Below are 15,254 nucleotides of genomic sequence, written 5' to 3'. Positions count from 1 at the left end.
TTGCGATTTTGGTATCTCAAATTTACCAAAACCGGACACTGTAATGTCGTGTCTAAGGGCGATTTTAAAACGTCCTGAATTTACGCAATTAAAAGAATCTTTTTCCCGATAAAGTAGTGCAAGTGCGTATGATTACAATAAAGAAGGGTTTGGATCTTCCTATCGCAGGAACTCCATCCCAGGTGATTAATGATGGTAAGTCCATCACTAAAGTCGCCTTGCTTGGCGAAGAGTACGTTGGTATGCGTCCTACGATGCATGCTCGCGTTGGTGATGAAGTGAAGAAAGGCCAAGTTCTTTTTGCAGATAAAAAGAACCCAGGTGTTGTATTTACTTCTCCAGCAAGCGGTAAAGTTATTGAAGTGAACCGTGGTGCTAAGCGTGTTCTTCAATCAGTAGTGATTGAAGTAGCAGGCAATGAGCAAATCACGTTCAATAGCTATGAAGCTAACCAACTAGCAAGTCTTGACCGTGAAACGGTTAAAGCTCAGTTAGTTGAGTCTGGCGCATGGACCGCTTTGCGAACTCGTCCGTTCAGCAAGGTTCCAGCAGTTGATTCTGAAACTCAGGCTATTTTCGTTACTGCTATGGATACTAATCCGCTAGCAGCTGAGCCAGAATTAATCATTAACGAGCAGTCTGATGCTTTCGTTGCTGGTTTAGATCTTCTTTCAACTCTGACTAACGGTAAAGTGTACGTTTGTAAAAAAGGTACTAGCTTACCTCGTTCAGCTCAGTCTAACGTTGAAGAACATGTTTTTGATGGCCCACACCCTGCAGGTCTTGCAGGCACGCATATGCATTACCTATACCCGGTAAATGCACAAAATGTAGCGTGGAGCATTAACTACCAAGACGTTATCGCATTCGGTAAGTTGTTCCTTACTGGTGAGATTTACTCTGAGCGTGTTGTTTCTCTGGCTGGTCCAGTAGTTAATAACCCACGCCTAGTTCGTACTCAAATTGGTGCTAGCCTTGAAGAGTTGACGGACAGCGAGTTGATGCCAGGTGAAGTTCGCCTGATCTCAGGTTCAGTATTATCTGGTGTTCACGCTTCAGGTCCACATGCTTACCTTGGCCGTTACCATCAACAGGTTTCGGTTCTTCGTGAAGGTCGTGATAAAGAGCTATTTGGCTGGGCTATGCCTGGTAAGAACAAGTTCTCTGTTACTCGTTCATTCCTTGGTCACGTGTTTAAAGGTCAGTTGTTCAACATGACAACGACAACAAACGGTAGTGATCGCTCTATGGTTCCAATTGGTAACTACGAGAAAGTAATGCCATTAGATATGGAGCCTACTTTGCTGCTTCGCGATCTATGTGCTGGCGACGTTGATAGTGCACAAGCACTTGGTGCGCTAGAGCTAGATGAAGAAGATTTAGCACTGTGTACCTTTGTATGTCCTGGTAAGTACGAGTACGGTCAGTTACTTCGTGAATGCCTAGATACAATTGTGAAGGAAGGGTAATTTTCATGGGCCTTAAAAAGTTTATTGAAGACATCGAGCATCATTTTGAACCAGGTGGTAAACACGAAACGTGGTTTGCGCTTTACGAAGCTGCAGCAACACTTTTCTACACACCAGGTACAGTTACAAAGAAAAGCTCGCATGTCCGTGATAGCGTTGACTTAAAACGTATCATGATCATGGTTTGGCTTGCGGTATTCCCAGCAATGTTCTGGGGTATGTACAACGCAGGTGGTCAAGCTATTGCAGCACTAAACCACATGTATTCAGGTGCAGAACTAGTTTCTATCATTGATGGTAACTGGCACTACTGGCTAACCGAAATGCTTGGAGCCTCCTTAGGAGCCGATGCAGGTTGGGGCAGTAAGATGCTCTTGGGTGCGACTTACTTCTTACCTATCTACGCGACGGTCTTTATCGTTGGTGGTTTCTGGGAAGTACTGTTCTGTATGGTGCGTAAGCACGAAGTTAACGAAGGTTTCTTTGTTACTTCTATCTTGTTCGCGCTTATTGTTCCGCCAACACTTCCTCTATGGCAAGCTGCACTAGGTATTACCTTCGGTGTTGTTGTTGCTAAAGAGATTTTTGGTGGTACGGGTCGTAACTTCCTAAACCCTGCACTTGCTGGCCGTGCGTTCCTATTCTTTGCATACCCTGCTCAGATTTCTGGTGACGTAGTTTGGACTGCAGCTGATGGTTTCTCTGGTGCAACAGCGCTTAGCCAATGGGCTCAAGGCGGTGGTAGCGCGCTAATGAACACGGTATCTGGTGAGACGATCACTTGGATGGACGCATTCATTGGTAACATTCCAGGTTCTATCGGTGAAGTATCAACGCTTGCACTTATGATCGGTGCTGCAATGATCGTATACATGGGCATTGCTTCATGGCGCATCATTGCTGGTGTTATGATCGGTATGATTGCTGTATCAACATTGTTTAATGTGATCGGTTCTGACACTAACGCAATGTTCAGCATGCCTTGGCACTGGCACCTAGTTCTAGGTGGCTTCGCATTTGGTATGTTCTTCATGGCAACAGACCCTGTATCAGCGTCATTTACCAATGGTGGTAAGTGGTGGTACGGCATCCTAATCGGCGCAATGTGTGTAATGATTCGTGTAGTTAACCCTGCATACCCAGAAGGCATGATGCTTGCGATTCTATTCGCAAACCTATTTGCTCCTCTGTTTGACCACGTTGTAATCGAGAAGAACATTAAGCGGAGACTAGCGCGCTATGGCAAGTAATAACGATAGCATTAAAAAGACGCTGTTTGTTGTTATCGCATTGAGCCTAGTGTGCTCAATCATCGTTTCAACAGCTGCAGTTGTTCTTAAACCTAAGCAACAAGCTAACGCGGTTCTAGATCAGCAAACTAAGATCCTTGAAGTTGCGGGCATTGAACTTGCGGGTAATATCCCTGAACTGTACGCAGAGAACATTGAACCTCGTCTAGTTGATTTCGCTACTGGCGATTTCGTTGACGGCGATGCTGCTGCATACGACCAACGTAAAGCGGCAAAAGATCCAGCTCAGTCAATCAAGCTTTCAGCTGAAGATGACATCGCTAAGATCCTTCGTCGTGCTAACACGGGTACTGTATACCTTGTGAAAGATGGCGCTGAAACTTCTAAAGTTATCATCCCTGTTCACGGTAACGGTCTATGGTCAATGATGTACGCATTCGTTGCGGTAGAAACTGATGGCAACACAGTTTCTGGTATCACTTACTACGAGCAAGGTGAAACTCCTGGACTTGGTGGTGAAGTTGAGAACCCATCTTGGCGCGCTCAATTCGTTGGTAAGAAATTATTCGACGAAAACCACAAACCTGCTATTCAGGTTGTTAAAGGTGGCGCTCCTCAAGGTTCTGAGCACGGTGTAGATGGCCTTTCTGGTGCAACACTGACTAGCGTTGGTGTTCAACATACATTTGACTTCTGGTTAGGTGATATGGGCTTTGGTCCGTTCCTAGCAAAAGTTCGTGACGGAGGTCTGAACTAATGTCTAGTGCAAAAGAAATTAAAAAGAGCATCTTAGCGCCGGTGTTGGACAACAACCCAATCGCGCTACAGGTTCTTGGTGTGTGTTCTGCTCTTGCGGTAACCACTAAGCTAGAAACAGCATTTGTTATGACTATCGCGGTAATGTTCGTTACTGCTCTGTCTAACTTCTTCGTTTCTTTGATCCGTAACCACATTCCTAACAGTGTGCGTATCATCGTTCAGATGGCAATCATCGCATCATTAGTAATCGTGGTAGACCAAGTGCTTAAAGCATACCTATACGATATCTCTAAGCAGCTATCTGTATTCGTAGGCCTAATCATTACTAACTGTATTGTAATGGGTCGTGCTGAAGCATTCGCAATGAAGTCTGCGCCAATCCCATCTCTAATCGATGGTCTTGGTAACGGTCTTGGTTACGGTTTCGTTCTTATCACTGTTGGTTTCTTCCGTGAGCTTCTAGGCTCTGGCAAACTATTTGGTATGGAAGTACTACCTCTAGTGAGCAACGGTGGTTGGTATCAGCCAAACGGCTTGATGCTTCTAGCACCTTCTGCATTCTTCCTAATTGGTTTCTTGATTTGGGCAATTCGTGTGTTCAAACCAGAACAAGTAGAAGCGAAGGGGTAAGGTAGTCATGGAACATTATATTAGTCTGCTAGTTAAATCGATTTTCATCGAAAACATGGCGCTTTCTTTCTTCCTAGGTATGTGTACATTCCTAGCGGTATCTAAGAAAGTTAAAACTTCTTTTGGTCTTGGTGTTGCGGTAGTTGTAGTACTTACAATCGCTGTTCCTGTAAACAACCTTGTTTACACACACATCCTGAAAGAAAACGCGCTTGTTGAAGGTGTCGATTTAAGTTTCCTTAACTTCATCGCATTCATCGGTGTTATCGCGGCACTTGTACAAATCCTAGAGATGGTTCTAGACCGTTTCTTCCCACCTTTGTACAACGCACTAGGTATCTTCCTTCCACTGATCACAGTTAACTGTGCAATCTTTGGTGGTGTATCTTTCATGGTAACTCGTGACTACAACTTTGCTGAATCTGTTGTTTACGGCTTCGGTTCTGGTGTGGGTTGGATGTTAGCTATCGTTGCTCTTGCGGGTATCCGTGAGAAGATGAAGTACTCTGACGTACCTCCAGGTCTTCGTGGCCTTGGTATCACGTTCATTACTGTTGGTCTGATGGCGTTAGGCTTTATGTCTTTCTCTGGTGTTCAACTGTAGGGTAAGCACCCAGTAATAAGGAATAACAAATGTTTAGTATTATTCTTGGCGTAGCGATGTTTACCATTATTGTACTGGCTCTAGTACTAGTGATTCTTTTCGCTAAGTCTAAGTTAGTACCATCAGGTGACATCACTATTTCAGTAAACGGCGACCCTGAAAAGGCGATCGTTACTCAACCTGGTAGCAAGCTACTTGGTGCCCTGGCTGGCGCTGGTATCTTCGTATCTTCCGCTTGTGGTGGCGGTGGCTCTTGTGGTCAGTGTCGTGTAAAAGTTAAGTCTGGTGGTGGCGACATCCTTCCAACTGAACTTGATCACATCACAAAAGGTGAAGCTCGCGAAGGCGAACGTCTTGCATGTCAAGTTGCTATGAAAACTGACATGGAGATTGAACTAGACGAAGATATCTTTGGTGTTAAAAAGTGGGAATGTACTGTTATCTCGAATAACAACGAAGCTACTTTCATCAAAGAACTTGCTCTAGCGATCCCTGAAGGTGAAGAAGTTCCGTTCCGCGCGGGTGGTTACATTCAGATTGAAGCTGAACCACATCACGTGAAATACGCAGATTACGATATTCCTGAGGAATACCGTGGTGACTGGGATAAGTTCAACTTGTTCCGTTATGAGTCTATCGTTAAAGAGCATTCGATCCGTGCTTACTCTATGGCTTCATACCCAGAAGAGAAAGGCATCATCAAGCTTAACGTGCGTATCGCAACTCCGCCGCCAAACAACCCTGACGTAGCTCCTGGTGTTATGTCTTCATACATCTGGTCTCTTAAAGAAGGCGACAAATGTACTATTTCTGGTCCATTTGGTGAGTTCTTTGCTAAAGACACAGACAATGAAATGGTATTCATCGGTGGTGGTGCAGGTATGGCGCCTATGCGTTCTCATATCTTCGACCAACTTAAGCGTCTTAAGTCTACTCGTAAGATGTCTTACTGGTATGGCGCGCGTTCTAAGCGTGAGATGTTCTACATTGAAGATTTCGATGGCCTAGCGGCTGCAAACGAAAACTTCGTGTGGCACTGTGCACTGTCTGATCCTCAACCAGAGGACAACTGGGACGGTTACACTGGTTTCATCCACAACGTACTGTACGAAAACTACCTGAAGGATCACGAAGCTCCTGAAGATTGTGAGTACTACATGTGTGGTCCACCGATGATGAACGCTGCTGTTATCGGCATGCTGAAAGATCTTGGTGTAGAAGATGAAAACATCCTACTAGATGACTTCGGTGGTTAATCCACTTAAGTGATTGATATTATGGCTGACTCCTACGAGTCAGCCATTTGTTTTTCTAAGACAGCTTTTGACAACATACTGGCTTATATAAGAAAGAGTAAGGCATTCAAAATACCTATTTTTTACTCTTATTTTTCCTTATATAAATCCTCAACATTAGACAGGAGTAAGCAAGTGAGAATTTGGCTTGTTGCATTAACTTCTTTGATTTTTCTTGCGGGCTGTGAGCAGTCAAGAGAGCAAGTGCATTTGAGTGGCCCAACGATGGGCACGAGTTACAATATTAAATACATCAATGGTGATGAATTTCCTGAGTCTAATGAAGTTCATACAGAGATCGATCGTCTACTTGAAGAAGTAAACGACCAGATGTCGACTTACCGTGAAGATTCCGAATTAAGCCGTTTCAACCAGCATAAAGGTGCGGATGCGTTCGAAGTATCTGAGCAAACAGCGACGGTTGTGAAAGAAGCGATTCGTTTGAACGGTCTTACTGAAGGAGCTCTGGATGTAACGGTTGGTCCGTTAGTTAACTTATGGGGTTTTGGTCCTGAAGCTCGTCCTGAAGTTGTGCCATCAGATGAAGAGCTGGCGGCTCGCAAGGCTAAGATTGGTATCCATCATCTTAGTGTTGAAGGCAACATGTTGAAGAAAGACCTACCTAACCTGTATGTCGATCTATCCACGATTGCAAAAGGTTGGGGTGTTGACGTCGTCGCTGACTACCTTGATTCTATCGGTATTCACAACTACATGGTTGAAGTCGGTGGCGAAATTCGTCTGAAAGGTTTAAACCGTGAGAACGTGGGCTGGCGTATCGCGATTGAGAAACCAAGCGTTGATGAGCGTAATATCCAAGAGATCATCGAGCCGGGTGATATGGCTATCGCAACCTCTGGTGATTACCGTAACTATTTTGAACGTGATGGTGTTCGTTACTCACACATCATCAACCCTGAAACAGGAAAGCCTCTTCACCATAAAGTGGTTTCTGTGACTGTTTTAAACCCGTCTTCAATGACTGCAGACGGCTTATCTACGGGCCTTATGGTCTTAGGTGAGGAAAAAGGAATGGAAGTCGCAAACCAACATAACATCCCAGTGTTCATGGTGGTAAAAACAGCAGATGGCTTTAAAGAAATTGCTTCTGAAGCATTTAAGCCATACTTAGGTAAATAAGGTAAGCGAGATAATTATGAATACATTTCTGATTACATTTGGTGTTTTTCTTGCAGTAATCGCAGCGATGTCAATTGGCTACATTATCCAAAAGAAAGTTGTGAAAGGTAGCTGTGGCGGTTTGGGTGCTGTTGGTATTGATAAAGTATGTAACTGCCCTGAACCTTGTGACGCGCGTAAGAAGCGTGAAGCACGTGAAGCTTACCGTGAAGAGAAGCTGGCTGAGCGTCAACAAAAAGAAGCGGCTTGGAGTAAAGACCGTATCGCTTAATTGGTGACAGTCATAGGGGATAGAGTTATCTATGCCCTCAAATTGAAAAGCTCAAGATTATCGTCTTGAGCTTTTTTAGTTTTGAGGTCTAGCAATTAATCTTGGTATACCAAAAATGGAAGCAGAGGCGAATGACTATTGTTCGATTTGCATGCTGTTACGCGCAAACACTAGTTGGTTTCTACCTTGCTCTTTTGCCGTATAAAGAAGCTCATCAGCGGCTTTGATCTGCTCATCTAGCTTCGCGTCTAAATCGGTTACGCCGATACTGATACTGACCTTGATTCTTTGAGAGTCATGCTCAACAACATGGCTTTCAATGGCTTCTCTCATGGACTCTAAGTTGTCAACAAAGCTCTCAAACGAACCACACGACTGAATACAAAATTCTTCGCCACCGAAGCGTACAGCAACATCATCTTTAAAATGGTCTTTGATGATCTTGCCGACTTCCACGAGGACTGCATCACCACCATCGTGACCGTAGGTGTCGTTCACTTTCTTGAAGAAGTCGATATCCATCATGGCTATACTGCGCTGCTCACAACCTTTACATGTTTGATTGAACAGGTAACGACGGTTCCATAAGCCAGTAAGAGCATCCTCGTTGGCATGTCGAAATAGCTCGTTGGCCGCTTCTTTCATATCAAGCAGTTGATGGATACGGCAAAAAAATTCTTCTTGGTTAAAAGGCTTGTAAAGGAAGTCGTTAGCCCCCGCTTTAAGGAATCGAGCTGTCATGGTGCGATCATCGCTGCCTGATAACCCTAGAATAGCCAACTGGTTTCTGTCGTGATCGCGTCGTATCTCACGGATCATCGCTATACCGTCTTTCTTCGGCATATCATGGTCTGTAACAACGAACGTAATATCGGGATCGTTATGAAGGAGCTTTAATGCTTGTTCGCCATCTTCGGCTTGGATAGTTTGGATATATTGGTGTTCTAGAAGTTGAGCTATGTAACGGCGAACGACCGCTGAATCATCGACAACCAATGCTTTGTGATGGCGATTATTCGAAATTCTTTGAACCAGGGGAAGTAGGTAGCTTACTGATGACATACTGTCTTTAAGTATGTAATCGATAACGCCTTTGGCTAGGACTTGCTCTCGCAGTTGATTGTCGAACATCCCGGTCAGGACAATGATTTTCTGTTGATAGCCTAAGACGAGATCAATGATCTCACCGTCTTGCCCGTCAGGTAAGCAGTAATCTAATACGGCACACAAGAAATCCGTCTCTTGTTCCAAGATGTTTTTTGCTTCTGCAATCGATTCAGCAACTGCTACCTCATAACCGCTATTTTTCAGCTGTTGGTACAGGTAGTTGCGAAATGCTCGGCTATCTTCCACTACTAGTATTTTTTCACTCACAAGCGATCCCTACTTATAGACTAAATACTCGTTAACAATAGTATCAGAAGAGCTCATGGCTATTGAAGAGAAACCTCTTTAGCTGGACTCGAGATCGTTTTAAATCTGATAATAATTGGATTATACTGTTTATAGATACAGTTGTAAGGTCGAGTGATTCCTAGATGTGTAGCGCGGGTGAAGAGAAAGTAAGAAAAATAATTCATGTTGATATGGATTGTTTTTACGCGGCTGTAGAAATGCGTGATAACCCTGCTTACCGAAATCGCCCGTTAGCTGTTGGTGGGCATGAAAAGCAACGCGGCGTTTTGAGCACCTGTAATTATGAAGCCCGCAAGTTTGGTGTTCGCTCTGCAATGCCTACCGGAAAGGCCCTACAGCTTTGTCCTAATCTATTGGTTGTGCCGGGAAGAATGTCGGTCTATGTCGAGATATCTAAAAAGATCCGTGAAATCTTCTCTCGATACACATCAATCATTGAACCACTTTCCTTGGATGAAGCTTTCCTTGATGTCACCGATTCTAAGCGGTGTCACGGTTCAGCAACACTTATTGCCGAGTCTATACGCCGTGATATTTGGAACGAACTGAACCTGACAGCTTCTGCAGGAATTGCACCGATTAAATTCTTGGCGAAAGTGGCCTCAGATCTGAATAAGCCCAATGGTCAGTTTGTTATCCCTCCACAAGACGTGCAATCAGTGATCGATGAGCTACCACTTGAAAAGATTCCCGGTGTCGGCAAAGTGAGCATAGAAAAGCTGCACCAAGCGGGTTTCTTTACTTGTAAGGATATCAAAGAGTCTGACTATCGAGACCTGCTACTCAAGTTTGGCCGTCAAGGTGCATCACTCTGGAAGCGCAGTCATGGCATTGATGATCGAGAAGTTATCATCGAGCGCGAGCGAAAATCGGTAGGTGTAGAGCGCACCTTTACCCAAAACATTTCAAGCTACGCAGAATGTTGGCAGGTAATCGAAGATAAGCTATTTCCTGAACTCGAGACTCGCTTAGAAAAGGCTAGCCCAAGCAAAGCGATCATCAAGCAGGGCATTAAGCTCAAGTTCGCCGACTTTCAACAAACCACGATTGAACACATCCATGCCTCTCTCGATCGTGAACACTTCAAAGAGCTGCTTAGTGAAATACTGAAAAGACAACAGGGGCGAGAAATACGCCTGCTTGGTTTAAGCGTAATGCTGCAACCTAAAGACCAAATGCGTCAGTTGAGCTTCTTTTAAAGATAATGAGTGAGATGAATACCGACTACGCTTCATAGCCTAGTCGGTTTTTTATAAGTAAGAATTACCTAGGAAGTTGTTTTACTCGCGCTAAGGTATCACTGAACGGTTGCTGCTCTAGCTTGCCGTAACCGACCATTTTACTGGCTTTGAGTTTGGTTGAAAGCGGGGTGGCGATTCCACATAAGAAGCGAGTAATTGCCTCGTCGGTAATCAGTTGTTGGCTAGCCGAAATAAACTCATGTATCCATGTCATCACCGTCTCATCATCGATAGGTTCAACATCAACGGTTGGTAAGATTGCCACTTCTCCTCGACATACAGAGCAGTGACCGCAGTTTGTTGGTGCTTTATCATCGGCAAAATAACTCGCAAGGCGTGAGCTTAGGCAAGTATCCGCCTCAAAGAAATTCAGCATTTGGTTAAGGCGGTTTATCTCGCTGTTTTCTTTTGCTTTAAACAACTCAGTTAGACGCTCTGACAGTTGCATCATATCTTCAGAAGTATTGTGGATCGCGTAGACATCGGTGATCTGCTTGCTTTCTAGTTCAATCCAACCTTGTTCATTGAAGTAGTCGATAGCCGCAATCACACGCTGACGATCGGCTTGGAAGTGTGTCCAAAGCGCATCGAAGTCGACTTGGCACCACACTCTTGCTTGAGGAGAGCATTGGAAAATCGCTTCGACAAATTGACGACGTTCACTTTGAAATTGCTCTGTGATCTGCTGTTTCGGACGAATGAACTTAAATTTGTAGTCTGCGAAGTAGCTGTACTTGGGCTCAATCACACCTTCAATTTCGAGATACACCAGTAGTGTTTTTAGCGGTAACTGACGAATGTTGGATTCACGTGATAGTTGATTAAGCATGATCTCCCATTGATTCGAGCCAGAAGCGCCAATGTTTTGATTTTCGTAGATCTCTTTTAATACCGCTTGGATCGATATGTTGTCTGGCGTATCACCAAAAACGAAGTTCTCGAGTGTGCTTAAACCGTGTTTGTTAGCCAGTAAAATACATTCAGACGCTTGCCCATCTCGACCAGCTCTGCCGATCTCTTGTGAGTAGTTTTCGATCGATTTTGGTAAGTCAAAGTGAATCACTCGGCGAATGTTGGACTTATCCACGCCCATACCAAACGCGATAGTTGCGACGATACAGCTCACGTCATCATTCATGAATTGGTGTTGAATAGCATCTCTATTTTCAGGCTTAAGACCCGCATGGTAAGCCACTGCATTAACGCCAGCATTGCGAAGCTGCTGAGCCACCATCTCTGCCGTTTGTTGAAGGGTGACATAAACAATAGTCGGAGCGAGAGAAGCTTGGTTAACCACATTGCACAAGGTTTCTAGCTTACTGGTTTGTTCACAAGGTTGAATCGACAGATCGAGATTTTGACGATAGAAACCCGTAACCACAACGCGCTCCTCATCAATTTCAAACTTTGACTTCATATCTTGGATAACCGCTGTAGTCGCAGTGGCTGTCAGTAGTAGAACCTGAGGAATATTGAGCTGTTTTTGGTATTGAGGAAGCTTCAGGTAGTCGGGTCTGAAGTTGTGTCCCCATTCTGAAATACAGTGCGCTTCATCGACCACAAGCAGTGAGATCGACACTTGGGAGATAAACTGACGAAAGCGTTCGTTCTTCAAGCGCTCGACGGAGATCATGAGGATCTTGGTGTCACCGTTACGCACTGACTGCATAACCTGTTGTGTGGTTTGTCGGTCTTGGCTTGATTCGATTGCCGCTGCGCTAATGCCTTTGCTGTGCAGGAAAGCGAGTTGGTCTTTCATCAAGGCTAACAGTGGCGATATCACCAAGGTTAAGTGCGGTAACTCTAATGCTGGTAATTGATAGCACAGCGATTTACCTGAGCCTGTCGGGAATATCGCGGCAGTCGAGTGACCAGATAGAACGTTATCAATGACTTGCTTTTGCCCATTGCGCAGTGAGTCGAATCCGAATACTTGTTTTAGCTTCTGCTCAATCATTTATGTTCTACCTGAGTTATTAAGTGTCGTATTGATGCTAAAGCGGGCGCCCATTCATGATAGCGTCGCTTGATGAATCAAATGTCTTGCACCTGATTGTACCTAATTCTATTCTGTAGCTCCTATAGAAAAGCACCCCAATAGTATGAATAAGTCTGAGCTTCGCCAAATAATCATAGAGCAACTTGAATCCCGATTACGTATCGCAAAATCTGCTACTCAACGCGCTATTGATGCTGCGACAGATGAAGAGACAGTGCCTGAACATAAGTACGATACATTGGCATTAGAAGCTTCGTATCTCGCCCATGGTCAAGCGGTGAGGGTACAAGAGTGTGAAGACGATATTCAGTGTTATCGTAACTTAGTGTTGCGTGATAGTGAGAAGGTTACGGTGAGCAGTTACGTTGTGGTCATTGACGAGCATGATCAATATAAACACTTTTTTATGGGGCCGAGAGTCGGCGGACTTTCTGTCACGTGGAATGAGAATGAGATTGCCATCGTGACGGCAAATGCACCTTTTGGCCAGGCTCTAATGGGTAAAGAAGTTGGTGATGAGATTGAGTTTAAGGTCGCAGATAAACAGTTTTGCTACGAAGTTATCTCTATCGACTAACTGACTAATAGATATAAAACGTTTCTCTGACAAAGGAGCATATACCAAGGGTATAGTAATCTGTCAGATTGATGAGAGGATGTTATGAAAAACAATGTATTTATGAAAAACAGTGTATTAATTGCATCGTTAACAGCGGCGATCTCTGTTGTGAGCCTGCCAACATTTGCGGCTCAATGTCGAGTTGATTTGAAGAATGAGTTGCGAATCGATGACCAAAAAGTCGAAATTCATCAGGTAAATGGTGATACCGCCGTGTTCGATGATAATAACGATCTCTATATTCATGGCGAGAAAGTTGAGCTTGATGCTGACCAACAAGCGGCGATTGAGAAATATCGCGAAAACATGAGTGAGTACCTACCTCGAGCGAAACAAATGGCCAACGATAGCTTAGCGTTAGCCAATGACGTGATTGATGATATCGCGGCTAGCCTGGATTCACCTGAGTCATTTGATAATGTAAAAGAATCAATGAAAACCTACTTTGCAGAACTGGAAGCGCGTTATTACAAAGATGGCGAATTAGTGTTGCCTGCAGAAAGCTTTGATTCGATGGCCAATGGCTGGTCTGAAGATTTCGAGAAGGCGAAAGAAATCTTTAACCAAGAATTTATCTCTAGCGCTTTTAATGCGATGTCAGAAAAAATGAAACAAGACGGTGGCCTAAACCTGACTGAACTGGCTGACAGTATGGCTGAATTAAAGCTGAAAGTTGAAGAGCGAATGAAAGAACACTCTCAACAAGTACAGGAGGAAGCGAATGAGTTCTGTGATTCACTTGATGAGATGGCAGAACAAGAGCAAGAACTGCATGAAATCATTCCGAACTTAAAAGATTACCAAGTCTTCACAATTTAATTCGAGTCTAGTGATGAATAGTAAGAGCACCGGTCGGTGCTCTTTTTGTTTGTATAAATGGAACCACACGGCGAGTATTTATCTCAATTCAATCCATTTCCTTCTTAAGCCTACTGCTTCGCTTTGTTGCTTATAATTGAACGATAAGACTGGTTTTTTGTTAATTTTGTTGTTCTAAATAGCGCATTGATTGTAAAAATCAGAGAATTGTTCATTTATTGGTTGTGCCTATCATTGCTTTTTATTACTGTACTTCTCAACTAGTTCACTGATTTTTAATGCGGGCGATATGGACCAACAATCTTCCTCTTCAAGAGAGCACTTTAGCTCTCGTTTAGGTTTTATTTTAGCAGCGGCTGGTGCAGCGGTTGGCTTGGGTAATATTTGGGGTTTCCCGACTCAAGTTGCTAGCAACGGTGGTGGCGCTTTCCTTTTAGTCTATTTGATCATGATCTTCGTGGTTGCTTTCCCTATGTTGGTGGTTGAGATGGCTATCGGCCGTCACGGCCAAGCAAACCCAGTTGATAGCATGCGATCTTTGACGACAAACCCTTTGGGTAAGAAAGTCGGTGAGTTTGTCGGTTGGGTTGGACTGAGTGTACCAAGCGCAGTGTTGGCGTTTTACAGTATTGTTGGTGGCTGGTTGATCTGTTTCCTAATTGGTGCGGTCGCGGATCTTATCGGCCTAGAAGCGATTGCTGATTGGTTTAAGGGCTTCAGTGTTGAGCGCAACGTATTTGGTACCGTCGCGTTCTATGTACTGACTATCTTGATTGTGCAGGGCGGTGTTAAGCAAGGCATCGAGAAATGGTCGACTCGTTTGATGCCTGCGCTGTTTGTTTTATTTGGCTTATTGTTTGTTTACATCATGACGCAATCTGGCGCGATGGAAGGCCTAAAACATTACCTTATTCCAGACTTTGAGAAAGTGTGGGATAGAAAACTGATTCTGGCGGCAATGGGACAGGGGTTCTTCTCACTCACTATTGGCGGTTGCTCGATGTTGGTTTATGGCTCTTACTTAAGCAAGAAAGAGAACCTACCAAAAATGGCGATGAACGTAACTCTGGTGGATACTGCTGTCGCTTTTATTGCTGGATTAGTGGTGATGCCAGCAATGTTTGTTGCGATGCAAAAAGGCGTTCAAATCTACGCTGAAGACGGCTCACTATTAAGCTCTGACACTCTAGTATTCACGGTTTTGCCGTTGATGTTTGATAGTTTAGGTGTGCTTGGACAGATCTTTGCGATTGTGTTCTTTTTACTACTAACGATTGCTGCACTGACTTCTTCGATTTCGATGCTTGAAGGCCCGGTTGCGCTAGTGAGTGAGCGTTTCAATACTAGACGAACGCCAACAAGCTGGGTGATTGGTGGTGCTATCGCGCTGTTTAGTGTGGTGATTGTTTACAACTTTGCTGCGATGTTTGGCATGGTAGCGATGATTGCAACTCAGTATCTTCAACCAGTCGCTGCACTGATGTTCTGTGTGTTTGGTGGTTGGGTATGGAGCCGAGCTTCAAAAGTGAAAGAGCTTGAACAAGGCAGTCCTGATTTTCAACTTGGTTGGTTTGGTAAGGTTTGGCCAATGTATGTGAAGTTTGTGTGCCCAATTTTGGTAGCAACGGTTATCTGGGCATCTTTCGGTTAATGCAGAACCCTATCTGGGCTTTTTGAAATTACCTCCTCTGAACTTGAAATATTAAGCACAAAGCCACTCATAATGAAGTGACCCCGTAAAG

14 protein-coding genes are annotated in these 15,254 nt (G+C 44.2%); 12 read left to right on the top strand and 2 right to left on the bottom strand.

From position 1 onward, the window contains the following. The first annotated feature begins 128 nt into the window (after positions 1 to 128). The 8 genes from AB4274_RS06920 to nqrM all read left to right on the top strand — a co-directional run bounded on the left by AB4274_RS06920 (position 129) and on the right by nqrM (position 7,418). Positions 129 to 1,469 (top strand): Na(+)-translocating NADH-quinone reductase subunit A, encoded by a 1,341-nt coding sequence (locus tag AB4274_RS06920; RefSeq protein ID WP_032545690.1) that lies wholly within the window; start codon positions 129 to 131, stop codon positions 1,467 to 1,469. A 5-nt stretch (positions 1,470 to 1,474) separates the two neighbouring features. Continuing rightward, positions 1,475 to 2,719 carry an NADH:ubiquinone reductase (Na(+)-transporting) subunit B gene (locus AB4274_RS06915; protein WP_010439046.1) on the top strand — a complete coding sequence of 415 codons (1,245 nt, stop codon included), beginning with the start codon at positions 1,475 to 1,477 and terminating at the stop codon, positions 2,717 to 2,719. Further along, positions 2,709 to 3,476, top strand: coding sequence for a Na(+)-translocating NADH-quinone reductase subunit C (locus AB4274_RS06910; RefSeq protein WP_017059911.1), 768 nt, complete (start codon positions 2,709 to 2,711; stop codon positions 3,474 to 3,476). Before AB4274_RS06915 ends, AB4274_RS06910 begins: the two co-directional genes overlap by 11 nt. Continuing rightward, positions 3,476 to 4,108, top strand: a complete 633-nt coding sequence (locus tag AB4274_RS06905) for an NADH:ubiquinone reductase (Na(+)-transporting) subunit D (protein ID WP_008223083.1) — start codon at positions 3,476 to 3,478, stop codon at positions 4,106 to 4,108. Before AB4274_RS06910 ends, AB4274_RS06905 begins: the two co-directional genes overlap by 1 nt. Before the next feature lie 7 nt (positions 4,109 to 4,115). Then, entirely contained in the window at positions 4,116 to 4,712 is a 597-nt protein-coding gene (gene nqrE / locus AB4274_RS06900; RefSeq protein ID WP_009848375.1) for an NADH:ubiquinone reductase (Na(+)-transporting) subunit E, read from the top strand. A 29-nt stretch (positions 4,713 to 4,741) separates the two neighbouring features. Then, positions 4,742 to 5,968 (top strand): NADH:ubiquinone reductase (Na(+)-transporting) subunit F, encoded by a 1,227-nt coding sequence (gene nqrF / locus AB4274_RS06895; RefSeq protein WP_017059912.1) that lies wholly within the window; start codon positions 4,742 to 4,744, stop codon positions 5,966 to 5,968. Between the two features lie 174 nt (positions 5,969 to 6,142). Continuing rightward, a complete protein-coding gene (locus AB4274_RS06890; RefSeq protein WP_017059913.1) occupies positions 6,143 to 7,147 on the top strand; it encodes an FAD:protein FMN transferase in 1,005 nt (334 codons plus the stop codon). 16 nt (positions 7,148 to 7,163) lie between these two features. Then, positions 7,164 to 7,418 (top strand): (Na+)-NQR maturation NqrM, encoded by a 255-nt coding sequence (gene nqrM / locus AB4274_RS06885; RefSeq protein ID WP_009848378.1) that lies wholly within the window; start codon positions 7,164 to 7,166, stop codon positions 7,416 to 7,418. Positions 7,419 to 7,553: 135 nt separating this feature from the next. Here nqrM and AB4274_RS06880 read toward each other — a convergent pair whose 3' ends face one another. Then, a complete protein-coding gene (locus AB4274_RS06880; RefSeq protein WP_017071276.1) occupies positions 7,554 to 8,792 on the bottom strand; it encodes a response regulator in 1,239 nt (412 codons plus the stop codon). A 164-nt stretch (positions 8,793 to 8,956) separates the two neighbouring features. Between AB4274_RS06880 and dinB the strand changes: the two genes are divergently transcribed. Then, positions 8,957 to 10,033, top strand: a complete 1,077-nt coding sequence (dinB, locus tag AB4274_RS06875; RefSeq protein WP_372101237.1) for a DNA polymerase IV — start codon at positions 8,957 to 8,959, stop codon at positions 10,031 to 10,033. Between the two features lie 64 nt (positions 10,034 to 10,097). On the opposite strand, the gene AB4274_RS06870 is transcribed toward dinB, so the two are convergent. After that, complete coding sequence (locus AB4274_RS06870) at positions 10,098 to 12,032, bottom strand: ATP-dependent DNA helicase RecQ (protein WP_017059916.1); 1,935 nt, start codon at positions 12,030 to 12,032, stop codon at positions 10,098 to 10,100. A gap of 145 nt (positions 12,033 to 12,177) precedes the next feature. Between AB4274_RS06870 and AB4274_RS06865 the strand changes: the two genes are divergently transcribed. The 3 genes from AB4274_RS06865 to AB4274_RS06855 all read left to right on the top strand — a co-directional run bounded on the left by AB4274_RS06865 (position 12,178) and on the right by AB4274_RS06855 (position 15,163). Beyond that, the gene (locus AB4274_RS06865) at positions 12,178 to 12,651 is read left to right on the top strand and encodes a GreA/GreB family elongation factor (protein ID WP_372111429.1); all 474 of its coding nucleotides are present in this window, start codon (positions 12,178 to 12,180) and stop codon (positions 12,649 to 12,651) included. An 84-nt stretch (positions 12,652 to 12,735) separates the two neighbouring features. After that, entirely contained in the window at positions 12,736 to 13,512 is a 777-nt protein-coding gene (locus AB4274_RS06860; protein ID WP_136982350.1) for a YggN family protein, read from the top strand. Between the two features lie 289 nt (positions 13,513 to 13,801). Beyond that, positions 13,802 to 15,163 carry a sodium-dependent transporter gene (locus tag AB4274_RS06855; RefSeq protein WP_017059919.1) on the top strand — a complete coding sequence of 454 codons (1,362 nt, stop codon included), beginning with the start codon at positions 13,802 to 13,804 and terminating at the stop codon, positions 15,161 to 15,163. Positions 15,164 to 15,254: the final 91 nt, after the last annotated feature.

The organism is Vibrio sp. 10N.261.55.A10 (assembly GCF_041470825.1).
Lineage (GTDB): Bacteria > Pseudomonadota > Gammaproteobacteria > Enterobacterales > Vibrionaceae > Vibrio > Vibrio crassostreae_C.
The sequence above is the reverse complement of the archived record's forward strand: the minus strand, read 5'-3'. Positions and strand labels throughout refer to the sequence as shown.